This window comes from Acinetobacter sp. AR2-3 (genome assembly GCF_001878775.1).
Classification (GTDB): Bacteria; Pseudomonadota; Gammaproteobacteria; order Pseudomonadales; family Moraxellaceae; genus Acinetobacter; species Acinetobacter lwoffii_D.
Map to the genome: position 1 here is coordinate 83,327 of NZ_MJIQ01000021.1, position 24,679 is coordinate 108,005.

At 44.0% G+C, this 24,679-nt stretch carries 25 protein-coding genes; 13 read left to right on the forward strand and 12 right to left on the reverse strand.

Annotated features, from left to right (window positions below):
* Nucleotides 1–31: 31 nt before the first annotated feature.
* Together murC and murG are read right to left on the reverse strand one after the other, a co-directional pair.
* The gene (murC, locus tag BFN00_RS01745) at nucleotides 32–1,480 is read right to left on the reverse strand and encodes a UDP-N-acetylmuramate--L-alanine ligase (protein ID WP_071850280.1); all 1,449 of its coding nucleotides are present in this window, start codon (nucleotides 1,478–1,480) and stop codon (nucleotides 32–34) included.
* 12 nt (nucleotides 1,481–1,492) lie between these two features.
* Complete coding sequence (gene murG, locus BFN00_RS01750) at nucleotides 1,493–2,590, reverse strand: undecaprenyldiphospho-muramoylpentapeptide beta-N-acetylglucosaminyltransferase (protein WP_071850281.1); 1,098 nt, start codon at nucleotides 2,588–2,590, stop codon at nucleotides 1,493–1,495.
* A gap of 424 nt (nucleotides 2,591–3,014) precedes the next feature.
* Here murG and BFN00_RS01755 point away from each other — a divergent pair, with 424 nt between their 5' ends.
* On the forward strand, nucleotides 3,015–4,217 hold the full coding sequence (locus tag BFN00_RS01755) for an MFS transporter (protein WP_071850282.1): 1,203 nt from the start codon (nucleotides 3,015–3,017) through the stop codon (nucleotides 4,215–4,217).
* Nucleotides 4,218–4,268: 51 nt separating this feature from the next.
* Here BFN00_RS01755 and gshB read toward each other — a convergent pair whose 3' ends face one another.
* Complete coding sequence (gene gshB / locus BFN00_RS01760) at nucleotides 4,269–5,219, reverse strand: glutathione synthase (protein WP_071850283.1); 951 nt, start codon at nucleotides 5,217–5,219, stop codon at nucleotides 4,269–4,271.
* 143 nt (nucleotides 5,220–5,362) lie between these two features.
* Between gshB and BFN00_RS01765 the strand changes: the two genes are divergently transcribed.
* From BFN00_RS01765 to BFN00_RS01780, 4 genes are all read left to right on the forward strand, one after another.
* Complete coding sequence (locus BFN00_RS01765; protein WP_004281307.1) at nucleotides 5,363–5,563, forward strand: DUF3565 domain-containing protein; 201 nt, start codon at nucleotides 5,363–5,365, stop codon at nucleotides 5,561–5,563.
* A 96-nt stretch (nucleotides 5,564–5,659) separates the two neighbouring features.
* On the forward strand, nucleotides 5,660–6,109 hold the full coding sequence (locus tag BFN00_RS01770) for a hypothetical protein (protein WP_249449776.1): 450 nt from the start codon (nucleotides 5,660–5,662) through the stop codon (nucleotides 6,107–6,109).
* A 41-nt stretch (nucleotides 6,110–6,150) separates the two neighbouring features.
* Complete coding sequence (locus BFN00_RS01775; protein ID WP_071850284.1) at nucleotides 6,151–7,923, forward strand: copper resistance system multicopper oxidase; 1,773 nt, start codon at nucleotides 6,151–6,153, stop codon at nucleotides 7,921–7,923.
* Entirely contained in the window at nucleotides 7,910–8,854 is a 945-nt protein-coding gene (locus BFN00_RS01780; protein ID WP_071850285.1) for a copper resistance protein B, read from the forward strand. The genes BFN00_RS01775 and BFN00_RS01780 overlap by 14 nt, the downstream gene beginning before the upstream one ends.
* Before the next feature lie 171 nt (nucleotides 8,855–9,025).
* Here BFN00_RS01780 and BFN00_RS01785 read toward each other — a convergent pair whose 3' ends face one another.
* Entirely contained in the window at nucleotides 9,026–9,358 is a 333-nt protein-coding gene (locus BFN00_RS01785) for a hypothetical protein (RefSeq protein WP_071850286.1), read from the reverse strand.
* Nucleotides 9,359–9,903: 545 nt separating this feature from the next.
* On the opposite strand from BFN00_RS01785, the gene BFN00_RS01790 reads away from it, so the two are divergent.
* Complete coding sequence (locus tag BFN00_RS01790; RefSeq protein ID WP_004281299.1) at nucleotides 9,904–10,113, forward strand: cold-shock protein; 210 nt, start codon at nucleotides 9,904–9,906, stop codon at nucleotides 10,111–10,113.
* Between the two features lie 462 nt (nucleotides 10,114–10,575).
* Here the strand turns inward: BFN00_RS01790 and pyrE are convergent, their stop codons facing one another.
* Nucleotides 10,576–11,226 carry an orotate phosphoribosyltransferase gene (pyrE, locus tag BFN00_RS01795; protein WP_071850287.1) on the reverse strand — a complete coding sequence of 217 codons (651 nt, stop codon included), beginning with the start codon at nucleotides 11,224–11,226 and terminating at the stop codon, nucleotides 10,576–10,578.
* Nucleotides 11,227–11,266: 40 nt separating this feature from the next.
* Between pyrE and BFN00_RS01800 the strand changes: the two genes are divergently transcribed.
* Nucleotides 11,267–12,085 (forward strand): exodeoxyribonuclease III, encoded by an 819-nt coding sequence (locus BFN00_RS01800; RefSeq protein WP_071850288.1) that lies wholly within the window; start codon nucleotides 11,267–11,269, stop codon nucleotides 12,083–12,085.
* Between the two features lie 471 nt (nucleotides 12,086–12,556).
* Entirely contained in the window at nucleotides 12,557–12,907 is a 351-nt protein-coding gene (locus BFN00_RS01805) for a Spx/MgsR family RNA polymerase-binding regulatory protein (RefSeq protein ID WP_071850325.1), read from the forward strand.
* A 72-nt stretch (nucleotides 12,908–12,979) separates the two neighbouring features.
* Here the strand turns inward: BFN00_RS01805 and BFN00_RS01810 are convergent, their stop codons facing one another.
* Nucleotides 12,980–13,417 carry a DUF2147 domain-containing protein gene (locus tag BFN00_RS01810; RefSeq protein WP_005105342.1) on the reverse strand — a complete coding sequence of 146 codons (438 nt, stop codon included), beginning with the start codon at nucleotides 13,415–13,417 and terminating at the stop codon, nucleotides 12,980–12,982.
* Nucleotides 13,418–13,573: 156 nt separating this feature from the next.
* Here BFN00_RS01810 and BFN00_RS01815 point away from each other — a divergent pair, with 156 nt between their 5' ends.
* Nucleotides 13,574–14,485 carry an alpha/beta hydrolase gene (locus BFN00_RS01815; RefSeq protein ID WP_071850289.1) on the forward strand — a complete coding sequence of 304 codons (912 nt, stop codon included), beginning with the start codon at nucleotides 13,574–13,576 and terminating at the stop codon, nucleotides 14,483–14,485.
* Between the two features lie 62 nt (nucleotides 14,486–14,547).
* Here the strand turns inward: BFN00_RS01815 and BFN00_RS01820 are convergent, their stop codons facing one another.
* On the reverse strand, nucleotides 14,548–15,117 hold the full coding sequence (locus tag BFN00_RS01820) for an FMN-dependent NADH-azoreductase (protein WP_005267680.1): 570 nt from the start codon (nucleotides 15,115–15,117) through the stop codon (nucleotides 14,548–14,550).
* A 340-nt stretch (nucleotides 15,118–15,457) separates the two neighbouring features.
* Between BFN00_RS01820 and BFN00_RS01825 the strand changes: the two genes are divergently transcribed.
* Nucleotides 15,458–16,654: a GGDEF domain-containing protein gene (locus BFN00_RS01825; RefSeq protein WP_071850290.1), complete on the forward strand. Its 1,197-nt coding sequence runs from the start codon at nucleotides 15,458–15,460 to the stop codon at nucleotides 16,652–16,654.
* Between the two features lie 25 nt (nucleotides 16,655–16,679).
* Here the strand turns inward: BFN00_RS01825 and dsbD are convergent, their stop codons facing one another.
* The 4 genes from dsbD to BFN00_RS01845 form a co-directional block, all read right to left on the reverse strand.
* Entirely contained in the window at nucleotides 16,680–18,521 is a 1,842-nt protein-coding gene (gene dsbD / locus BFN00_RS01830; protein WP_071850326.1) for a protein-disulfide reductase DsbD, read from the reverse strand.
* Between the two features lie 19 nt (nucleotides 18,522–18,540).
* Nucleotides 18,541–19,296, reverse strand: coding sequence for a transporter (locus tag BFN00_RS01835; protein ID WP_071850291.1), 756 nt, complete (start codon nucleotides 19,294–19,296; stop codon nucleotides 18,541–18,543).
* A gap of 21 nt (nucleotides 19,297–19,317) precedes the next feature.
* Nucleotides 19,318–19,860: an ankyrin repeat domain-containing protein gene (locus BFN00_RS01840; protein ID WP_004647221.1), complete on the reverse strand. Its 543-nt coding sequence runs from the start codon at nucleotides 19,858–19,860 to the stop codon at nucleotides 19,318–19,320.
* A 127-nt stretch (nucleotides 19,861–19,987) separates the two neighbouring features.
* On the reverse strand, nucleotides 19,988–20,353 hold the full coding sequence (locus BFN00_RS01845; RefSeq protein ID WP_004281285.1) for an HPF/RaiA family ribosome-associated protein: 366 nt from the start codon (nucleotides 20,351–20,353) through the stop codon (nucleotides 19,988–19,990).
* Nucleotides 20,354–21,360: 1,007 nt separating this feature from the next.
* On the opposite strand from BFN00_RS01845, the gene BFN00_RS01850 reads away from it, so the two are divergent.
* The 3 genes from BFN00_RS01850 (at nucleotide 21,361) to BFN00_RS01860 (ending at nucleotide 23,575) form a co-directional block, all read left to right on the forward strand.
* Nucleotides 21,361–22,086 (forward strand): outer membrane protein OmpK, encoded by a 726-nt coding sequence (locus BFN00_RS01850; protein ID WP_071850292.1) that lies wholly within the window; start codon nucleotides 21,361–21,363, stop codon nucleotides 22,084–22,086.
* An 81-nt stretch (nucleotides 22,087–22,167) separates the two neighbouring features.
* Entirely contained in the window at nucleotides 22,168–22,680 is a 513-nt protein-coding gene (locus tag BFN00_RS01855; protein WP_071850293.1) for a GNAT family N-acetyltransferase, read from the forward strand.
* 172 nt (nucleotides 22,681–22,852) lie between these two features.
* A complete protein-coding gene (locus tag BFN00_RS01860) occupies nucleotides 22,853–23,575 on the forward strand; it encodes a hypothetical protein (protein WP_071850294.1) in 723 nt (240 codons plus the stop codon).
* 401 nt (nucleotides 23,576–23,976) lie between these two features.
* Here BFN00_RS01860 and urtE read toward each other — a convergent pair whose 3' ends face one another.
* Nucleotides 23,977–24,675, reverse strand: a complete 699-nt coding sequence (gene urtE, locus BFN00_RS01870) for an urea ABC transporter ATP-binding subunit UrtE (RefSeq protein WP_071850295.1) — start codon at nucleotides 24,673–24,675, stop codon at nucleotides 23,977–23,979.
* Nucleotides 24,676–24,679: the final 4 nt, after the last annotated feature.

Consider the following 24,679-nt stretch of genomic DNA (forward strand, 5'->3'; position numbering starts at 1 on the left):
CTGGTCAATTCAATTCAGTCACACAAGATGACTATTTTATATATAAGTGATTTTGTGCAAGTTCGACTGAGATTGTTCCAACATTACCTGCGCCCTGGGTTAATAACAAGTCATTTGCTTGCAATACTTTTCTCATGATCTGATTCAGGTTGCCGTCCGCCGCATCGACCAGAATAGGCTCGACTTCACCACGTAGACGAATGCTGCGGGCCAAAGTACGGCTGTCCGCTCCGACAATCGGTTTTTCACCGGCAGGATAAACATCCAGCAACAATAACTGGTCTACAGTAGAAAGTACTTCCACAAAATCATCAAAACAGTCACGGGTACGGCTAAAACGATGCGGCTGGAACATCATTACCAGACGACGGTCCGGATGACTCTGACGCGCAGCTTTAATCGTCGCTTCGACTTCTTTTGGATGATGACCATAGTCATCCACCAGTTTCACGTCACCGCCCTCAATCGCAAACTCACCCTGAACCTCAAAGCGACGCCCCACACCACTGAAACCTTCCAGTGCACGGCAGATTGAAGCGTCAGACACGCCTTCATCGGTTGCTATACCAATCGCAGCCAAGGCATTCAGCACATTATGCAAACCTGGTTGATTGACCGTTACACGCAATGGCTCACGCTCTTTACGTAATACGGTAAAGTGGGTTTGCATGCCATCTTGATCAACATCTACTGCACGGATGTCATTGTCTTCATTGAAACCATAAGTCAGTAACGGGCGTGCAATCCGCGGCATAATTTCACGGATATTGGCATCATCACCACAGACTACAGCCAAGCCGTAAAATGGCAGTTTTTGCAGGAACTGGATAAAGGTATCTTTCAGGACATCGAAGCTACCGCCATAGGTATCCATATGATCGGCATCAATATTGGTCACCACGGCAGCCATCGGTTCTAGGTGCAGGAAAGAAGCATCTGACTCATCGGCTTCGGCCACGATATAACGGCTGGCGCCCAAGGCTGCGTTCATACCGGTACGGTTCAGCAAACCACCGATCACATAGGTTGGATCCATGTTTTCTTCAGCCAGCATACAGGTGATCAGACTGGTGGTGGTGGTCTTGCCATGCGTGCCGGCAACGGCAATACCATGACGGTAACGCATCAGCTCACCCAGCATTTCCGCACGGCGAACCACAGGAATACGGTTTTCAATCGCGGTTTTAATTTCCGGATTTTCTTTATCAATCGCGGTAGAGACCACGATCACGTTGGCGCCCTTAATATTATTTGCAGTATGTCCGATATAGACTTTAATGCCATTCGCTTCCAGCTGTGCGGTGGTATTGGATGCCTTGATATCTGAACCGGAAACTTTATAGCCTTGGTTTTTCAGCACTTCCGCAATACCACACATGCCTGCACCACCGATCCCCACAAAATGAATGTGTTTGATACGGCGCATTTCCGGCACTTTAATTAACTTTTTCGCTTGTTCAGCTGGGGTTGTTGGAGACATAGTTTACTCGGATTACAATTCTTGAATTAAACGGACCACATGTTGAGTCGCATCGGGTTGAGCCTGTCGGCGTGCTTTAACTGCCATTTCCATTAACAGCTGGCGATTCAGCATCGGCTCTAATAATGTTTTTAAACTTTCCGGGGTCATCGTGGCCTGCGGGCAAATCTTTGCCGCATTGATATTGGCCAGGAAACCGGCATTGGCCGTCTGGTGATCATCCACCGCACTTGGAAGCGGCACAAAAATCGCAGCTACGCCGGCAGTGGCAATTTCAGTTACAGTCAAAGCTCCGGCACGGCAAATCACCAGATCGGCATTAGAATAGGCTTTGGCCATATCTTCAATAAAAGGCTGTACTTCTACTTGCAGACTGGCTGGTGCATTTTCATAACGTGCCCGTGTCGCCTCAGCATGGTTTTGCCCACACTGATGATAGACGCTTAATGGCACATTGAGTTGCTTTAAAGCTTCCGGAACCCGTTCATTTAAGGCTTGCGCCCCCAAAGATCCGCCAACAATCAGAATACGTAAGGGCAGTCCTGCCTTGTCACGCTCCTGATAACGCCAGGACGGATTTAAAATTTCGCTAATTTCTTGTCGTACCGGATTACCTGTAGTCACGACTTTTTCTTGGGCCGGAAAAGTATTCGGGAACGCCTGACACACGGTCTTTGCCACACGCGACAATTGAGTATTGGTAAAACCAGCAACTGCATTCTGTTCATGAATCAGCACCGGAATGCCTAAGATACGTGCGGCCAAACCACCCGGGCCTGCCACATAACCGCCAAAGCCTGCCACGGCATCGACCTGAAGCTGTTTCATGAATTTCATGGCACTTAAGGTGGCTTTCATAATTTTAAAAGGCGCCAAGGCTTTACGCACAAAACCATTGCCACGCACACCCTGAATATCAATCTGATAAATGGGAATATTCTGGTTTTTTAACAGGCGGTTTTCCATGCCTACGGGCGTGGCCAACCATGAAACCTGTATACCTTTTTGTTGTAAATCTTTGGCAACAGCTAACGCTGGAAACACATGTCCACCTGTACCTGCGGCCATCATCATGACATGTTTAGGCTGTTTTTGCTGAGCTTCGGTCACGGTTTAATTCTTCAATTCAAAAAATGGAGCAGGAAATCTGATTTAAGTAATCAATTGTAATCACAAACCTCAGGCCATGAAAGTTTATTTACTTTATTTCAACAAGGCTTTAATTGTTTTTTTCACGCAAACTTCAAGTTTAGACTCGTTTTATTTATAAGGTCTGCACTTTTCCTTCGACTTAAGTGACATATCATATCAATTTTAAATAGTTTTCTCATTATATTATCAATAACTTTGCCACGAAGAGCGCTTTATTTACAGCGGTCTTCCGTTTTCTCCCGTTCACCTCCTCTCTTATCATTGGCCGATAATCTTAGGCTTAAATCCTATCAATTTTATAAAAGTTTCATGCTATTCATATCTATATATGAATGATGCTTGATGTACAAGCAGATGCTTTAAATGGACTCAGTTCGGATAGATGTCAAAAATCTCATGTCGTGATGTATGGATTATCTTGGCCGGTTATCTGGCTGCGATCCATGTCGGCAAACTTTCGGCCGTGATTCCTGTGTTGCAGCAGGATTTAAACCTGAGTTTTACTCAGGCTGGTTTTTCATTAGCATTGGTGCAGGCTGCCGGAATGCTGTTTGCGCTATGCATTGGCGCCTTCTCGGAAAAAATGGGATTAAAGCGCTGCCTGATCATGGCCTTAATCATTTTAGGGCTAAGCAGTCTTGCCGGGCTTTGGATTACGCAGCCTGCCACTTTATATGTATTGCGTTTTATGGAAGGAATCGGATTTTTAACCATCTCCTTGTGTGCGCCAGCCATTTTAAAACGTACCAGCCGCGCTGAAACACTGAATTTCAAGATGGGACTCTGGAGTTCCTATATGGGCATCGGTGTCAGTCTGGCCGTATTAACGATTCCTCTCCTGCTTGAATATCTGGACTGGCAAACGATCTGGGCCATTTTGGGCTGCCTGTGCCTGGTTATTGCTGGCATGATCAAACAATATTTAAATATTGAACCTGTCCTGGTAACACAGCTAGATTCTTTCCAGGCAGCTACGGAAAACACCTCATTCTGGCAGATTGTTAAAATTACCCTGACCCACCCACCGATTATCTGTCTGGCGATTATTTTTGCCTGTTATAGCAGTCAATGGATCACTGTCACGGGCTTCCTGCCTACACTGTATGTCGAACAGGGGCTGGACTTAAAACGTGCAGGGATGCTGGTCTCGATGGTCGTTCTGGCCCATCTGGGGGGCACTTTTGGCGCAGGTATGTTGCTACAACAGGGTTATAGACCGCACACCTTATTGAGTACCGGATTTGTGGCAATGCTCTGCAGCAGTTGCTTGGTATTTGCTGCAAATTCCTGGCTCTCATTTGAATTGCAGGTTGTCAGTGCCGTGCTGTTTTCACTGATTGGCGGGATGATCCCAACCACTGTTTTTGCGATTACCCTGCACTATGCACCACGTGCCTATGCAGCAGCGGCCAGTGTGGGTCTGGTTTTACAAATTTCAGCCTGCGCACAGTTTTTTATACCGACCCTGAGCGCTGCGCTGATATCTGCCACTCAATACTGGGCCAATCTTGCCATTATCACCGTCTGCCTTTCGATGCTGGGTATGGTAATGACGGCATTTTTATTTAAGCGCTATCCCCAATGAAAAAATAAAAAAGAGCCTGCAAGCAGACTCTTTTTTCACCTGATTTTGCTTTTAAACCTGATTGGCCTGCCCCGCTTCCAGCACGGCAAACAGATCATCTGCAATCGAGGTGCCAAACTGGGTGTCAATTTCACGGATACAGGTTGGACTGGTTACATTAATTTCAGTAACATAATTTCCGATCACATCCAGCCCTACAAAGACCAGACCTTTTTCTCTGAGATACGGCCCTACTTTTGCTGCAATGGCTTTGTCATTTTCAGTCAGGGGGCGTGCCTCACCTAGGCCACCCGCGGCCAGATTACCACGCACTTCACCATTTTGTGGAATACGGGCCAGACAATACGGCACTGGCTCACCATTAATCATCAGGATGCGTTTATCGCCTTCGACAATTTCCGGAATATAACGCTGCGCCATAATCGGCTGGGTACCATTATTGGTCAGCATTTCAATGGTTGAACCGATGTTGATGCCATCCTGATACAGGCGGAAAATCCCGGTGCCGCCCATACCATCTAGAGGTTTTACAATCACATCGACCTGTTCTTTGAGAAATTCACGGATCAGGCTTTGCTGCGAAGTCACCAAGGTCGGAACTTGCAGATGCGGGAACTGGGTCGCGAACAGTTTTTCATTACAGTCACGCAGGCTTTGCGGTTTGTTGATGATCCATGCCCCTTCGCGCTCTGCCTGCTCCAGAATATAAGTGGTATAGACAAAGTTCATATCAAAAGGCGGATCTTTACGCATCAAGACAACGTCATAAGCAGCGATCGACTCTTTGCGTTTTTCACCGAGTTCATAATAATGGTCGTAGTCTTCAAATACCTGTAACGGCGCGATCAGACCAAAGGCCTTGCCCTGATCGATATATAAATCTTGCTGCAATGCATAACCGAGTTCATGCCCGCGACGGGCTGCTGCCCACAGCATGGCCATGGTCGAGTCTTTCTTCAGGTTTACATTTTCAATGGGATCCATCACAACAAGTACGCGCATGTGTCTCTGCTCTTTTTCAAAAAATGACTTGGCAAGGAGTATAGCTTGTGTGGATTCTTTTGTTTATGGTGATTTTGCATGACTTATTTTGTATAGGTTTTTAGATAGATGCTCAGGCAATTTGAGCTCAAGGGAGGTATGCCATGCAACAGGCCATTATCGGTTTTCACCTGGATGAGGAACAGCATTGGGTTGCAGAACTGGCCTGCGGACATGGCCAGCATGTGCGACATACCCCGCCCTGGCAAAATCGCCCATGGGTGATGACCGAGCAAGGACGTAAAGAAAAACTCGGGATGCTGCTAGACTGTAAAAAATGCGAAAAGTGCGAAACTGAAACCTGAACCTATGAAAAAAGTAGTATGTAGGTGACCTAAAAAATAATCTTGTCCAGAATTTGCTAATTTGGGTTACTGCGTTTATGCTTTTATTGCTCAAACATGCAGCGCATTTTTTCAGGGTGTACTTTTGCTCATACGGCTCGTCAAACAGATCTGGTTGGTGATGCTTGTGGTTTTGCCATAGGCTGGAGCAGTGTGTCTGTCGCATCTGCAAACACCATGCATCTGGTTATGCCGTCTGAAAAAACGAATCCTCATTGTCTGGAAATGACAAAACCCTCTGCTTCTCACTCGCTGCATAAGACTGATCATCATCAAGATCAGGAACTGATTCAGCCGAACTGTGTCAGTGACAGCACCCAGCAGTCATCAGACTGTCTGGATTGTGGCACTATGGCCTGCCAGAACCTGGTCACCAGCCTGCCCATTACAACGCCCGAGTTAAGTGTGCCTGATCACGGTTATCCGGAAAAAACCTTCCTCCCTGCTTACCATGCCAAGCACCTTGCCGGTTACTGGCAAGAAATCTTACGCCCACCCAAAGCTTGATCCTGAATTTTTAATTTTTTTTATTCATTAAGGATTAAGTTATGTTGCTTAAAATCAGTCAAAGCCTGTGTCTGGGCTTCGGTCTCATCTCGTCGTCTGCCCTGTTTGCAGCCGTAAAAGAATATCATCTGGTCATTGATGAAAGCCCGATCAATCTCACCGGAAAGACGGTCAAGCGAATCACTGTAAACGGAAAATTCCCTGCACCCTTGTTGGAATTTGAAGAAGGTGATGATGCAGTCATTCATGTACAAAACAACCTGAACAATCAGGATACCTCGCTGCACTGGCATGGCCTCCTCCTGCCCGGGCTGATGGATGGTGTCCCCGGATTTAACGGTTTTCAGGGGATCAAACCGAAACAGTCTTTTACTTATCGCTTCAAGGTTCGTCAAAACGGCACCTACTGGTATCACGCACATTCCAAAGGTCAGGAACAGGACGGCCTCTATGGCGCCTTGGTGATTCGCCCCAAAGCCCAGACATTGCTACCTGCACATGAACAAACCGAGCGGGATTATGTGGTGATGCTGTCAGATTTTCACGAACAAAGCGGCCAGCAGATTCAGAACAATTTAAAAAAATCGGCCGAATATTATCAGAACCAGCGTGAAACCTTGGGCGATGTACTCCAGCAGGTGAAACGTGATGGCCTGAAGGCCACCTGGTCAGACCGCAAGATGTGGAACCAGATGCGTATGCTGAAAACCGACCTATCTGATGTTACCGGTTATACCTTTCTGGTCAATGGAAAAACGCCGCAACAAAACTGGAGTGGCCAGTTCCAGCCCAATGAAAAAGTCCGCCTGCGTTTCATCAATGCTTCTGCCATGTCGTTTTTCGATGTGCGTATTCCCCAGCTGAAAATGACCGTGGTCAGTGCCGATGGACAACCGGTGCAGCCGGTCAATGTAGATGAATTCCGTATCGGAACTGCTGAAACCTATGATGTGATTGTGGAACCCACTGCAGCGCATTACCAGATTGAAGCGGAATCGATCGACCGCTCAGGCTTTGCCATTGGCAGTCTGCATCAGGCAACTGATTCAAGTAAAGCCCCGGCTCCGGTTCAATTACCAACACCGCGCCCTCGTGCCTTATTGACCATGGAAGATATGGGACATGGCGAACAACATGACATGTCACATGACACACACAGCAGTCAGACCACTCAATCTGCAACTGGTACGCCTAAACATGATGAGCATGCCCAGCACGACATGCATGCAAGTCATAATGCCATGTCTGGAACCAATCAGCCTCATCAGCCTGTTGAGGGCTGGGCCAATATGTCTACGCCTGCAGGGCACAAAGCCTTGCAATATCAAGACCTCAAAGCTCTGACACCGCAACCTGATACCCGCGCAGCAGAACGTGAACTGGTGATTCGTCTGGGTGGAACCATGGAGCGCTACATCTGGACCGTTGACGGTAAAAAATTCAGTGATGCCGAACCACTTCAGGTGAAATATGGCGAGCGGATCCGGCTGAAATTTATCAATGACAGCATGATGGCCCATCCGATGCATTTGCATGGCATGTTTATGCAGCTGGAAAATGGTCAGTCTGCTGCAAATATGCCAAATAAACACACTGTGATTGTGCCGCCCGGGAAAACGGTGACTACCCTGCTCACGGCTGATGAACTGGGCGAATGGGCGATTCACTGCCATCTGCTCTATCACATGAGTGCCGGCATGATGAACAAGCTGATTGTGGCAAAGGTTGACGAAGATCAAGCATCTCACCCTTCTTCACAAAAAATACCGTCAAAGCCAGCAGCTGCTCAAGGAGAAAGCCATGCACATCACTAATCTTTTGGTAAAGTCGGTGCTCAGCAGTGCGCTTACCCTAAGCAGTCTGAGTATTTTTGCGGCAGCTTCTAGCGAGCATACGAGTCATAATGAACATCAGCATCATAGCGGGCATCATGCCATGCAAAACATGGCTGATAACCACGCACAGCATACTGGAACAGCAGATGCCTCATCCTATCAACCACCAAAGTTATCACATCAACAGCAGGCGCTGAGCACACCACAAAATTCAGTCAGTTCTGCCAGCCAACATGACCACCGTAAAGAACATGGCGCACAGATTTATAGCCAGATCATTCTGGACCAGAAATGGCAGCATAGTTCAGAGGGAAATGGGGCATTCAAGTCCAAGAACCAAGCCAGAATTGGCACGGATGAAAATAAAATCTTCCTCAAGTTAGAAGCCGACAAACAGGAATCCCATCCGGCCGAATATGATGCCAACGTGCTGTATAGCCGAAATATTTGTGATTTCTGGGATGTGCAGACCGGGGTGCGCTATCGGCAGGAAAATTTAGCCGAGCCTTCTACAAACCAGCAGAACGAGCGCTTCGATGCAGTATTTGGCCTGCATGGCCTGGCCCCCTACTTTTTCGAAACGGATGCTCATGTCTATGTCGGTGAAGATGACTTTGTCGGATTAAAACTGGAAACAGAGCGTGACCTGTTACTGACTCAGAAACTGATTATGCAACCCTTTGTCGAACTGGATGTCATCCTGAATGATCAGGCAGCGAATGCGAAAAAAACCGGCCTTAGTCATGCCACCTTGGGCCTGGAAACACGCTATGAACTGAGCAAAAAGCTCATGCCTTATCTGGAAGTGGGTTATGAATATAGTAAAGGCAACAAACAGACAGCCTGGCAGCAAAGCTCTGATTCTGAAAAAGGCTGGATCTATGGTGCAGGTCTAAGAATGATGTTCTAAATTTTTGATACAGAAAATTATGCAGCTACGGGATATGAAGCTCCATTTATGCCCCGTAGCGCTATGGCACTATACATTTGGCTGAGAAAGATTTTTTAAGCCTATGAACTGTACATGCGATGTTTTTCTGCACTTTCCCGCTCATTAAGAGACTTGTTATTTTGCGAAAAACTAGTCTTCATCGCCTTGATTTCCACTGTTACTTTTAGCAACCAAAGTGCCTAACATAATGATAAAGGTACTCACACCGCCAATTAACAGGCTCAGCAGCCCCATTTCCAGCATAAAATTACTATCACCAGTCTCAGGGGCACCCCATAGAAATTGAAGACGATCGCCAAAAATAAAATTGATCACAAATACAATCAGAAATCCAATCAAGGTGGCAATCAGTAAAGTAACCACCAAGTTCTTCCACATTTTACATCCGACAAACAGGATGATCATGGCCAGTCCAACCATGGTGATGATGGATATAAGTAACACACTGTTCCAGTAATCCATGAGACTCACTCGTATTTGGTTTTAAATTAAAATCAAGAAATTCTTATAGTTAATTTTTCCAATTGAATTTTAATATAGGTGGATTTTTATACACAAACAATGACGATAACTATCTTAAAACTACAAATACTAATTTACCCAAAGTTATAAAATACACTGACTTAGTAAAATCTTGCTGGGTACTGAACGATTTTGATTAACATAAAGTAACACAAACACAACGTGTATTTATTGTTTAGCTTGGTTAAAGCTTAAATACAACCGATAAAGCTCAAGCAAACAGCTTGAAATTCTTTAAAAAACAAGAATGGAGCCACTTTTATAAGAAAAATAAATAATAAATATAAAAAACTTGAATATTTTCTGATTTAGGCTATGCTGTCTTTAACTAGAAAAAAGCGTTGTTTAGTTAAGCTTCTTTAAGTGCCGCAGTATTATTTATAATCCTCAGTTTTTTCAGATCTTTATTTCAATTCTTGTTGTTTTTCCAAGTTATCCATAGTCATTTGCATGACTAAAATTATTAAAATTTAACAGGTTATATTATGTCTACTACAGTTACCGGTACAGTAAAATGGTTTAACGAAACTAAAGGTTTTGGTTTTATTCAACAAGAATCAGGTCCTGACGTTTTTGCTCATTTCAAAGAAATCAGCAGTTCTGGTTTCAAAACTTTGTTTGAAGGTCAACGCGTTTCTTTTAGCGTGGTTGATGGTCAAAAAGGTCCAAATGCGATCAATATCGTTGCGCTATAATTTAGCCCAGCAATAAGAAAAAGCACCTTCAGGTGCTTTTTTTAGCACTGAAGATTCATAATTTTGGTGAAAGGTTTTCTGATTGTCTGTTTAGCTCATCAAAAGTGAATTTTTAAGAATCATGTTTCTGAATCACTGCTGCTCAGTTAGACTTTATAAAAGATAAAAATGAAAAACCCCCTAGCATCCTGCCAGGGGCCTTCCGTATGGGTTCGCTTGGTATAAATCCTGTCGTACCTTACTTTCCTTGTATTTATCTATTGTTATTCTTGTGTGGAACCTCCTGTTCCTGTTAAAGCTATCATAGGAAATTTCCACTATTCAAAACAGCCGCAAAGTGCTGGAATTGATGTAAGCCAATGCTTACAAGAATAGACAGAGATAATAAATTTCAAATGTTTAGCAAATTGAACATCTACAAAAAAAGGAAGCTCAAGCTTCCTTTTCTATGCCAATCTAGGCTTAGATCCCATATTTAACACGGTAATCTTCCATTTTCGCCAAAGCTGCTAGGTCGCCTTTCGCTTCCAGATAGTCCATTAAATCTTTCATGGTAATTAAGGCATGTACAGGAATCTCAAGCTCTTGTTGCACTTCCTGAATCGCAGACAGTTCGCCCTGACCTTTTTCCTGACGGTCTAATGCAACTAGCACACCCGCAATCTGCGCACCGGCATTTTTCAGGATGGTGACGACTTCACGAATCGCTGTGCCTGCGGTAATCACATCATCAATGATCCAGACTTTTTTACCTTCTACAGAAGCACCGACCAATACGCCACCCTCGCCATGGTCTTTGGCTTCCTTGCGATTAAAACCCCACGGCACACTTACCCCATGATTTTGCGACAGAGCCACAGCAGTTGCTGCCACAAAAGGAATGCCTTTATAGGCAGGTCCAAAAATCACTTCAATATGGTCACATTTAATCAGTTTTGCAGCATAGCCAGAAGCCAGCAGTGTCAAGGCTTCACCATCATTCAACAGACCCGCATTAAAAAAATAGGGACTCACACGTCCCGATTTTAAAGTAAACTCACCAAATTTAAGCACACCGCGTGATAATGCGAGTTCGATAAAAGCTTGTGGGTTAAACTGAGCTGGCGTTGACATGAGGTGCTCCTAAATCCATTAATTAAGGTAAGACTTGCGCATGATACCAAAGAGTAGCTATCCAGGTGATCAAAAAATTCTTCGCGTCGTTTCAATTAATGTCAACGGCTTACGCTCATCTGTCACCAAAGGTCTATTAGAATGGATGGAACAGTCGGATGCCGACGTGATTTGCATGCAGGAAAGCCGGATCACGCATGCGCAGTGGACCGATAAATTCAAGCCTGAAGGCTGGTACACGCACCTGTTTCCTGCCGAGCGTCCGGGTTATGCCGGTACTGCCATTTATAGCCGTCTGCCTTTTGTGTCTCTGACCGATGGCTTGGGTTTTGAACTGGCCGATTCACAAGGCCGTTTTATTGCCGCTGAATTTAACTTGGGTCTAGAACAAACTGTACAGATCTGTTCCCTGTATCTGCCTTCGGGTTCATCAGGCGATGAAGCACAAGCGCGTAAAGATCACTTTCTGGAAGAATACGCAAAAATCCTGAAACAGTGGCGCGATGAAAATAAATCGGTGATTGTCTGTGGTGACTATAATATCGTGCATAAACGTATTGATATTAAAAACTGGTCGGGCAACCAGAAAGCCTCGGGCTGTTTAACGCATGAACGTGCCTGGCTGGATCATATTTATGATGAGCTCGGTTATGTCGATACTTTCCGTGAAGTCCGCAAAGAAGCCGAATTATACTCATGGTGGTCAAACCGTGGACAAGCACGCGCCAAGAACGTTGGTTGGCGGATTGATTATCATGCCTGTTCTCCGGACTGGAAAGAGCGCACCGTTAATGCTTGGGTCTATAAAGAACAATGGTTTAGCGACCATGCCCCAGTGATTATCGACTATAAATTATAATCTTCACTATTTAATTGAGTGAACAGATGTTCACTCAATTAAGGCTTATTTCTTACATGACATGACGTATTTTTTGGGTTTATCTCAATGTAATAACATAGCATTATAGCGCTACGGCACAAGGACATGTCAGGACGACAACATAAGGACAGGACGCCGTAGGACGAAAATAAAACAGACTATAGATTTAGCTTGTTTTGCATGGATGTGACATTGGACGTTGGATTGAGACCCGCATGATCAGGATGATTAAATGCGGGTTTTCTATTTCTATCATTCCCAAATTTTTATTTTTCTTATTATTTGGATTGTTCTTTTTCTTGCTGCTCATATTAAAGCTGCTTGATGTCATTTTAATGACATGACTTTTCTGCTATTTAAAGTTTTTTCCTTTTTCATTTGCTTTTGCATGGTCTGCTGCTGCCAATTTGGTTAAGCTAGTTCATGATTTAAATTTTTTAGATGGCAGCTATGTTAAAAATTTACGGAATTAAAAATTGCAGTTCGATGAAAAAAGCCTTTGATCTGCTGACGGAGCAAGGTCTGAGTTATGAATTTCATGACTATAAAAAACAGGGCATAGATGCTGAAACAGTTAAAATTTGGCTGGATGCCTTGGGTCAGGACGTGGTCCTGAATAAGAAAGGCACCACTTGGCGTAAACTCGGTGAAGAAGAGCAACAGACCGCCCTGTCGAGTGAAGATGCCTTAATTAATGCATTAACCACCCATACCAGTTTAATCAAACGTCCAATACTGGCAACCTCTACAGGATTTATTGCCGGTTTTGATGAAACGGTTTATCGTGGCTTGAATCACTAATCTCTTGCCCTAAATAATTTTCATAAAAAAGCCTGACATCGGTCAGGCTTTTGTATATCTGCTTAAAATAAATTAGTTGGCACGAATCCAGGTCTGGTTACGACCCAATGCCGCTACGCCGATGAAACCACGCAGTTCAAGTTTCTTGCCACCGTCTGCCAGCTGACCTTTCAACTTATAAGTTTTACCAGATTGCGGATCTAGGATCGAACCGCTGTCATAACTGGTACCACCAGCATTTTTCAGACCTTTAACAATGGTCAAGCCTTTCAGAGATTTGTTGTGATATGGACCTTCACATTTCTTGCAGGCATTTTCTTCACCGGGAGTTAACACAGACTGAATACTGGCTGACAAAGTGCCGTTCTTTTGTTCAGTGAATTTAACCATGGCCTTAGGCTGCTTGGTTTTATCATCAATGGTTTTCCATACCGTACCATTTAAAGGATCCGCGGCATTAGCCAGTGCAGATAAGCCTAGTAGTCCTAACGTAAGCGCTATTTTTTTCATTTTTCTTCATTTCCTTAGTCTGAAAATAGACCCATGTAGTATTAAAAAGTCACAACAATTTTTCAATTTTTAGGTGTGACTATTTAGTGTAACCTTGTAAATATGGTTGGTAAATAATCTATACGATCAATAAAAGCACAAAAAGATGGAAGGAAGATGAAGATAAGCCCGCTAACGAAACAATTAATTACAGAAAGCTTTTTAAAAACGGCCATTCGTGCCCCGAGCAGATTCACTCTTCCACCGAGTTCGATGCGCATTGCACTGGAACAGATGTGCAAACTTTTCCCTCAGGATAAAACGGTACAGATTCGCTCGCTCCGACTGGCCGGACTGCGCGCGGAAGAAATTAAGCCGCAGCAGGAATCGACCCAGCTGATTTTTCATATTCATGGCGGCGCATTTTACTTAGGTTCTTTAAATACCCATCGTGCCTTTATGACTCAAATTGCGGCTCGAACCCAGATGCAGGTACTGCATGTCGATTATCCGCTATCACCCGAATCTGCCTATCCAGAAGCCTTGGAAGCCTTGTTTGATGTCTATAATCTGCTGCTGGATCAAGGTGTTCAAGCCAAAGATATCATTCTGTCTGGCGATTCTTGCGGTGCCAATCTGGCCTTGGCGCTGGCACTCAAAATACAGCAGGAAAGTCTGCCACAGGTCAGCGGTCTGATTTTGCTATCTCCACTGCTGGATTTAACGTTGACCAGTGAATCTTTACGTTATAACCAGAAGCATGACGCCCTGCTGTCTCTGGAAACAGTTCAAACTGGGATTGAATATTATGTGCCGCGTTCGATTGATCGGGGTGATCCGGAAGTTTCTCCCTTTTTCGCCGATTTAACTGGTTTGCCACCGATTCATATTCAGGTGGGTTCCAAGGAAATTCTGCTGGATGATGCTAGCCGTTTTAAAGAAAAAGCGGAGCAGGCAGGTGTCGAGGTCGAATTTAAACTGTATACCGGCATGTGGCACAACTTCCAGATGTTCAGCGCCTGGTTCGATGAAGCCAAACAGGCGCTGACCGATCTTGCAGAATTTGCCCATCGTCTGGATCGGGATTAAGCATGATTTAGCATATAAAAAGGGTCAGCCGTAGCTGACCCTTTGAAAAGAGGTTTTAGGTTTTAAATGGCCTGAACCTGCTGCAATGCAGTTTGTAGCGCTTGGGCTTTAACCGCTTCTCCCATGTTCACCCCTTCAGCACGAATCACTTCAATATCATTCACGCCAGTAAAGTTAAATACGGTTTTCAAGAAAGCCTCCTGAAAATCAGCCGGGCTTTGCTCACCATACACACCACCACGGCTGCTGGCGATATACACTTTTTTATTGCCCGCCAGACCCACAGGACCTTGTTCGGTATATTTAAAGGTGCGTCCCGCGACACAGATCCGGTCAATCCAGGCTTTCAGGGTCGATGGCAAACCGAAGTTATACATCGCTGCACCAATCACCACGACATCCGCCTGCAAATATTGTTCTAAAATTTCCTCGCCCAATGCCGTCTGTTCTGCATTCTGGCCCATTAAAATTTCGGCGGTAAGATGGGGAATAGGCTGTGCTGCCAGATCCAGATATTCAACCTCAATGGCCTCAGCATATTTTTGCTGCAATTGTTCCACCACGGCCTGAGTTAACTGACGCGAAATAGAAGCATCTCCTAAAATACTGGAATCAATCTGTAAAACTTTCATGGCTTCGCTCTTTATCTTTGGTTGTTTCTAACAATGCAGCCATTTTAACGATTGACCATATTGAAATAATTAGCACAAATAAAACACATCATCCTGAATTTAGAACAAAACTGTATACCTCTTAACCTCTTTAATTTTGATGAGAACCCTTTGGCATAGCCTAGATCACTTACGCTATCGGCAAAGAATGAGCAGATCAGATATCAACTAAATCACAAAAATGTTTTAAATATTGTTGTTTATCAAGCATTCAAACTTATGTTATCTTGTGTAAATAAAGCTATAAATATCCAATAAGTCTTAAAAAATCTGCCATAACAATTAAAGTCAGACCGGGACCATGAAGCGAATATCGCCTGTATTAGAAAAAGTGCTAAGACACAGAATCAAGAAATATCTGGTCGAAGATGAAGTCGTGATGAACTGGCGCATCCTGAAGAAATGCATCCTGATGCTGACCTTGGGATGCGGAGTACATCTGACCTGGCTCGGCTGGGATATTTTCGTGTTATTAAATCCCGAATATTGGCAATATGTTCATCTAGAACGGGTCTATACACAAATTACTCTGAACAGCAGCTTTCTGGTAATTCTATTTCTCCTGATTTTTCCCTGTTATAAATTTCAGGGGAATCAGCTGATTGAACGTTATCTGCCTTATATGGCAGTGGGTACTTTTGTTATCTCGTTGTGTCGTGACGCCTATGTCGTCGGGGTGATCAGCCCTGTGGCCACGACCTCCTATGTCTGTTTAATTATGGTGGGACTGGTGCTGTTTCATCGCACGCTGGTCTATAGCATGCTGATTCCTGCCTCCATTTTTCTGGGCGGATGCGCCTATTTAAGTTTCAGTCATCAATTGCCTTATTCACCGCTATTTAATATCGATGACAAGCTTTTTTATAATGGTTTCTGGCTGTTATCGATGCTGTATTTCATTTTGCCAATTCTGGCCGTCTGCATGGTGTTATTCGAGATTCTGCTCAGTCAATGGCGTCATCGCGAGCAGCTGATCAAACAGCTGAGTCAGATTGATCCGCTCACCAACCTGTTTAACCGCCGTAGTATCAACCAATGTCTGGATAAACTGAATGCCGCAGCCACTCCCAATTATGCTTTAGTGCTATTAGATCTGGATCATTTCAAGAAAATTAATGATCACTATGGCCATCATAAGGGCGATGAAACCTTAGTTGAAGTGAGTGCTGTACTGAACCAGCAATTGCGCGAAAGTGATGTGGTCGGCCGTTTTGGCGGGGAAGAATTTATTTTGGTGCTTAAAAATACCAGTCTGGAAAAAGCCGAGCAAGTGGCTGAACGCTGTCGCATCGCCATTCAGCAATTGCAGATTTTCAGTGATGAGGGTGAGCTGATTCCGGTGACCGCCAGTTTCGGGATTGCCATTTCTAGCGCGGAATTACGCCCGCAGCAGTTATTGAGTCAGGCCGATCAGGCGCTTTATCAGGCTAAAGCCGGTGGGCGTAATCTGGTCAAAGCCTATGCTGAACCGGTGCCAGCACAGATGCAGGTCTCTTAAACGGGTTCAGCTTTTTAAGACTAGATTATGGATTTTCACTTTGAGCCAGCGCTTGCAGTTGTGCCAGCAATTCTCCCTCGCTAAAGGCACCGGTCAAACGCAAGCCACGAATTTCCTGCTGCTGCGCATTCAAGAATAAATACGTTGGCGGTCCCAGAATTTCCCATTGGTTTAACAGTGCTTGATGAGAGGCATTATATTGGCTTAAATCCAGCTTGATCAGGAAATATGGCGCAAGCGCCTGCTGCACCGCTGCAGATTTTAAAATACGATGTTCGATCGGCTGACAGGCGACACACCAGTCGGCGTAGACATCAATAATGATCTTTTGCCCTTGTGGTGCCTTGTTCAAAATCTGCTGAAATTCTGCTGCACTACGTGCCACATGCCAGTTGACTTCTGTACTCACCTGCTCCACAAAAAACCGCTGACTATGCTGATATTGGCTATAAGCAATATAAGGTACAGCCAGTACCAGACACAGGATATACAGCCATCTTAGACTCGTGCGATGCCAGAAAATCCGGAACAGCACATAGGCTACGAAGGTCATACCCAAAGCTAAGGATAACCATTGTAAAGCGGCTTCTGAAATTAGCGGCCGAATAAAATACAGGGCCAATGCCAGCATGATAAAGGCAAAGAGCACTTTAATCTGATTCATCCAGTGCCCGGCTTTAGGCAGAATCCGTGCACCCAGAATACTGGCCAGTAATAAAGGCGTGCCCATCCCAAAACCCAGAGTAAACAGCAACAGAGCGCCCTGCCACTGACTTTGCGTCTGGGAAATAAATAACAATGCACCTGCCAGTGGTGCGGTCATGCATGGTCCTACCAGAAGTGCCGAGATCATGCCCATGACACCGGCACTGACCAGACTCCCTCCCTGCTGCATGGCCTGCGCCCGGTCCAGACGATGAACCAGACGTTGCGGCAGTTTGATTTCAAACAGGCCAAACAGATTCAGGGCAAACAGGACAAACAGGATGCTAAATGCGATCAGGGTTCCCGGTTGCTGCAACCAGCGCTGGAAGTTCAGACCAGCTGAAGACGCAATTAAGCCGAGTACCGCATAGACAGTAGCCATACTGCTGACAAAAGTCAGTGCAATCATCCAGGCTTTCAGGCCTTTACTGTCACGTACGATCAGCGAGGTCAGAATTGGCAGCATCGGCAAGGAACACGGGGTGAAAGCCAGTAAAATTCCCAAGCCGAAGAACAGTAAAAGCCCATAGCCCAAAGAGCGCTCAAGCAACTGGGCTGACCATTTCTGGTCTTGTGCTGCATAAGGTTCGGTTTGTGTGTTGGCTGATGCAGAGATTTCATCTGCTGTAGATTCTGAGGAATCCACTGTATTAAACAGGGTATTGTGTTGCAGTGATGAAGTATTCAGATCAAGTAAACGCTTTGCTCCTGATCCGGCAGCTTCGAATTGCACCAGACCGGACAAATCGGTCTTGAACTGAATGGTTTGTGGCGGATAACAGATCCGGTCTTTGGCACAGCCTTGCCAACTGACCTGATAGGATTGCCCCGCTTGAGTCGGGATCTGAAACTTTAACTGCTGATAATAAACCTGGGTATGTCCATAGTTATCATCATACAAATCTTCAGCGGGTGGCAACTCAAACGACACCGGTTGGTTGCCCTGCCGGACTTCAATTTTATGCTGATACAGATAATAGTTGTCTGGAATCTGCCAACTCAGTTCAGCCTGCTGCTGACTGGTGGAGATCACGCTCACAGGAAAAGCCTGCTCGGCAGACAACAATGCAGTTTCCGCCTGAGCAGGACTGCTGAACAAGGTGCTTCCCAAAATAACCAGGGCAAGCATTTTCCCCCAGGTCGGGAACTGCGAGTATTTCATCATCTGTGAGTTGAATAACTTAGAACAGCACAGAGAAACCTAAGCCTGAGAAGTAACTTCGATCTGCACCATCCAGATCTACACCGACATTCGCATCCAATTGGACACGGTCGTTTAAGGCATACATAACCCCGGTACCGAGTGCGTATTGATTATCGACACTTTCCGCTTTACGGTAAATCAGTTCAGAATAACCTGACCAGCGATCAGTAATGCGGTAGCCTAGAGAAGGAATCGCAGACACTGCCCAGTTGCTGTCCTGCCATTCATAACGCATGGTCAATGCGGTACTGACCAAGTCATTATATTGATACGACAAGACAGAACCTAGGCTGTAAATATCTTCTTCATTGGTGAAACCGGCATTGCCTGTTGCAATGATGGCTTCGGCCAGCAAAGCCATACTGAGTTTGTCATCATCCAAATCAATGGCCTTTTTCAGACCAATACTAACATCGCCCAGACCATCATCTTCTTCGGTCTGGCCATTGGATTTCACTTGGGTCCAGGTCGGGCCAGCCCAACCTAAACGCAATTCCAGATCATCACTGAGTCCGGTACGTAACAACATATCTGCACTGAGTGTGGTCGCGGTCTGATCGCCCGACTTGCTATAATGCGCTGTAGGCAAGCCTTGCTCCCAAGCGACATTTCCGACTGGCGTAATTCCAGTACTCAGACCCTCACCTGGTCGATCAAATTCAAAATCTGCTGCGAAAAGCTGTGCACTACAACCGGCCAGTGCAATCAAACCCAAGGTTTTTAATGTTGTCATGTTGGAGCTCTTTATTAAAATTTAACTGAGTTCTTTGGTCATTTTTGCGCCATGCTTGCGAAGCAGTTCTAGCGTCTGTTTTTCTTCATCCAAGGCTTCTGACCAGTTGATTTCATCAAAATCACAATCAAAGAATAGATCACTAATTGAAGATAAAATAGTCATGCCATCTTCATCTTTGCTATTTGGATCGACTTTTTCATCCAGTAAACGCTGTACAGCTGGCGCGCATGCGGCACTTGCGGCATCCCAGAGTGGACCATAAATTTCTTCTGCATCCCACAAATGCAGATTCACTTTGGCCTGGATCAGTTCTTCCAGAATCTGTAAATGTACCGCCAAACGTGCCTGTTTCTCCTCTTCTGAAAGTGGTGTTCCGGCTTCATACAGCTCACACACTTCTTCCCACCATTTAAACAGGCCATCTGACCAGACCGAAATCACCGGGCCTTTGTCATGATCAATAAAATTCGGGTTGAGTCCATCTGCCAGCAGCTGTTTGACCTGGTCCAGATTTAATTCTTCGAGTGCTTGCACAAAAAGCTGTTGTTGCGCAGTTAACATGATGGAGCTCACTTTGATTCGTTTTCGACTATTATGCCGAATAAAGCAGGATTTGTTGTGCTTCTCATAACTATATTTTTGTTTAATACGAAAAAAGCCCCGCAGGGCTTTTTCAAATCAGTTTGGCTTACTCTTCGATATCCGCAGTATCTGTGTCTGCTAGTTCGAGAGCACCAGGACGAACATTGTCTTTTTTCTCGATCACATGTTCCAGACTACGTTTTAGTCGGTCAATTGCACCATGGATCGCAGTATCGACATTATGGCCACGATGATTGACTACGACAGGTTTCAAGCCTGCAGGACGCGCTTCAATCATACAACGAATATCGTCATCGCCGCCTTTGGCGCCATTTTCATCACTAAGATGGACTGAAAAATGGGTAATACGTTCGCTGTGGCGCTGGAATTCTTGATTTAATTCTTCCCGTACATAAGTAATTAAACGATCACTATTCTGAATGTGGTTATCGGTACGAAGTTCAATATTCATATATTACCATCCTCAATCTTTGTAACTTTTGAGTGCAAAATTTTTTATCTTGGCACGTTTGTAGCTTGCTGTTTCGCATCGCATTTCACTTCTTCAAATGATTGGAATCACACCCTCCATTTTGAATGATGAACACATTTTTGAGTCTGCAGAATCGTGTCCTTATATCTTGAATATCGGCTGTATCTGGGAAATATGCAAGTGATATTTTGGTTTTTTAGCAAAAGAATAATCCATTGTGACAACTGCTTACTCAGCTCAAAAATACAGGATTCTTCAAACAGCAATTGCGCAACTCTTCACACAATTTAGTTTGAAATGTTTTTTAAGCCAGACCGATAAATCGCTTAAATAACATTCGACCAAGAAACCTAAAAAAAAAGAAATTAAAAGTATTTTTTTATGAAAATTAGCTCACTTTTATCTAATAGTTTTTCTTATAAGATCAGCGCCTAGTCAGCCTTACAGTTCTGAAGAGATAATATGCTTTATCATTATTTAGTTGCTTTTGCAGAACCGGGAAAAATACTCTTTCGTCATTCGAAAATAATAAACTGCAAAAATGATTTTCAATTGAAATATAAGACCGATCACTCTTATTTTACGACGCTGAGAATAGGCTTATAAAACGACCGTCATTTGAGATTTTAGAACTAACCTCATTACACAAACAGAACAAAGCTATTCAGCCTGAGGCTCAAATTAATTACTAAACAATCTGTATATTCCCCCTATTTTTACTGGTTTTCTAAACTCATCATCCTGAATTGAAGTGATTTTATATTTCTAGTTATACATTCAGTCTTTTAAGACGCTACATATTCAACTTTATTTAAAAAATAATAATTTAGAGAAATATCAGCAAAAGGCAATGAAAACTGAGGAAGATGATCGTCTTCATTCAACTCATGAAGGCTGAAATATATTTAAGTCAGCGATCACTTTTAACTTTATTTTTACTTATTAATCTGTATGCTTATTCTGCTTTCTCGGGGGGATAGATTTAAATGAAATTTACACAACTTGCGGCACTTTGTGCATTGGCTTCAACTGCTGTATTTGCTCAAGCAAAACCAGTTTGGCAGGACTTTAGCGTTACAGGTCTTTATGGTGAAAACTATGAAGTTGTAGACGATCAGCAAACTACTTTAACTGTTGAATATGCTGCAAAAGTTAAATATGCAGATATATTCTTCTTTATGGATCGTCTGCGCGGTGGCGATGATGTTAAAAGTACGTACTTTGAGTTATCACCACGTTTAAGCTTAAGCGAAGTTACAGGCCAAAAACTTGCCTTTGGTCCAGTGAAAGATGTGCTTATTTCAACAACGTGGGAAGGTTCAGATAATGCTGATAACTTCCTATATGGCGTGGGCTTTGACCTTGATATCCCATACTTTCAATATGCTAGCTTGAATCTTTATCGTGCAAATAATGAAAAAGTGTTTGGCAATAAAGACGATTATCAAATGACGCTTACCTATGGTGTGCCATTTAAACTGGGTGCTGAAGACTTTCTTGTAGATGGCTTCCTTGATTGGTCAACTGCTGAAAAAGACGCTCAAGCAAGCGAGTTAAACTGGACTACACAGTGGAAATGGAATGCGGGCAAACACATTTCTCCAGACACCCGTTTATACCTCGGCGTTGAACATTCAGTGTGGAACAACAAGTTTGGTCTTAAAAATCAAGACGAAAACAATGTCAGCGCACTTGTGAAATATCATTTCTAATTGATGTATGATCGAAAGCAGAACTCCGGTTCTGCTTTTTTTTAAACTGTGATTTCAGCTCACCTCTACCAGAACAAGAATATGCCTGATTTTGATATTCGACCTGCGACCGAACATGATCTTGAAACCATCCTCAAGATTTATAATCAGGAAGTACTCTATGGTACTGCGACCTGGAACAGAACGGCCTTTGATTTGAACTATTTCAAAATCTGGTTTAAGCAGCTTAAAAATCAGAATTTCCCGGTTTTTGTGGTTGAAGATACTCAAAATCAAGTCATTGCTGGCTATGCCTGTTATGATCAGTTTCGTAGTATTCAGGGCTTTCAACAGACGGTAGAACATTCGATCTTTTTAAATCCAGATTATGCAGGGCAAGGTTTAGGTTCTCAATTATTGCAGTATTTAATTGAACAGGCTCAGGTACAGAAACTGCATATCATGGTCGCGGCGATTGATTCTGAAAACACTTCATCGATTCGTCTGCATGAAAAACTGGGTTTCGTTCAAACTGCCTATATGCCGCAAGTTGGACAGAAGTTTGGGCAATGGCGTGATTTGGTCCTCTTGCAACTGAATCTGGATCGAGCTTGATTCATTCTTAGTTTAAAGCTATTCCAGAACTGCTTTCTGGACACTCCTTTTCAGCTTTTTAATACTTGGCCATCACGATATTTTGTTGTTATCCAGTTTAATAAGCACAAGTTCTATTTACTTATACGAGCGGCTATGTTTTATTCAGCTCAAAATCATACTGAATAACACCATGTATAAATCTCTATTGTCTATTGGTCTTTTAGGTTTAAGCGCGCACACTTTTGCTGATTCAGATTTTGAAAAAGAGCTCCGCTCAGGCTGTAGCAAAGTGCAAAGCTATGCAAATAATGGCAAGAAATTCTACGACCAAAAACAATATCAAAAGGCTATAGCGCAATTTGAGCAACAAGCCGCTTGGTCATCTTTTTGTGCGATGAATGTAGAAGACGGCGTTACAGCTTTTTCTGAGCGTGATATCACCACGGCATTTAATAATGTTGGCTTAAGTTATGCCAAGCTTGGAAAGCCGCAATGGGCACGCGCCTGGTTTTCCGTTTTTCCGAATACTAAAGCCAGCCAGTTCAATCTAAAACAGTTACCTGCACCAGAAAAACCGAAGAATTTTGCAGGAAAATATGTCCGCTATGCAGGTTTTGGTCAGTGGAATACGATGGAAGTTAAACCAGCTTCTAATGCCTACCAGATTGAGTTTAATGGACTCTATATGGGTTTACGCAGTCTGATTTATGGACCAAATATGGGAGAATTTTTAACCCGTATGTCGCTGAATAAAGCTCAGGCCAATTACAGCGTAGAAAATTGCAAAATTGATTTGAAATTTCAGTTTAACGCTCAAATTGGACAACAGATTGTAGTGAATAGCAACAATCCAATGTCTTGCGGTTTTGGCCATAATGTCTCGGCGGATGGCATGTATTTAAAGGTTGAGTGATTGCTGATTCAGCGATATCTTATTACCCTATAACAAACATAATATTCAAAATATTATAGGGAAAATATGGCTGATACGGGCAAAGCGATAGGCGGTGAATTTAGAACTGGACAATTTGGTATGTACTTCCTTTGGGATGAAAATACAGAAATCTAATCCCTCCATTATTCCAAAAAGAAAATTCCCCTCTCTCTTTAAGAGATGAGAAGCTCTGCTTCGTAAGAGGAGATTTAAAATCTAATCCCTCCAAACCTCCCTTTCTTACGCTTCGATATAAAGCAGTGCTTATATCTTGCTCAGGGAGGCTTTTTCCCTCTCCTTCTAGGAGAGGGTTAGGGAGAGGTAAATAAAGATAAGCCCTCATCCCCCGCCTTCTCCCATAAGAGAAGGAGCTAAAAGCATTAAATCGCCACCAACTCCCGAATTCCCTTCTCCGGCATTTCACTGCCCACACCTTGCGCCACAACCTGCCCACGTGCCATCACGGTATAACCATCGGCAAGTTCTTCAGCAAAGTCATAAAACTGCTCAACCAGCACAATCGCCATCTCACCACCATCCGCCAGTTTACGAATGACCCGGCCAATGTCTTTAATAATGGATGGTTGAATGCCTTCAGTCGGTTCATCCAAAATCAGCACACGCGGTTCAGAAGCAAGTGCACGTGCAATGGCAAGCTGCTGCTGCTGTCCACCGGATAAATCTCCCCCACGGCGATGCTTCATTTCGTCCAAGACAGGGAAAATTTCATAGAGATGCTCAGGCACTTTGCGTGTCTTTGCTCCTTTATATTTCGCCATACCAATGAGGATATTTTCCTCCACCGTCAGCGTTGAAAAAATATCTCGACCTTGGGGCACATAAGCCAGACCTGCACGGACACGCTGTTCAGGACTGAGTTTCGAAATGTCCTTGCCATCCAACAAAATCTGTCCGGATTTAATCGGTAAAATACCCATCAGACATTTAAGGAGCGTGGTTTTCCCTACACCATTGCGCCCAAGCACCACCGAACACTCACCCACAGGTGCAGTCAACGACACATCACGTAAAATATGACTGCCACCATAAAATTGATTGACGTCTTTGACTTCTAACATCACG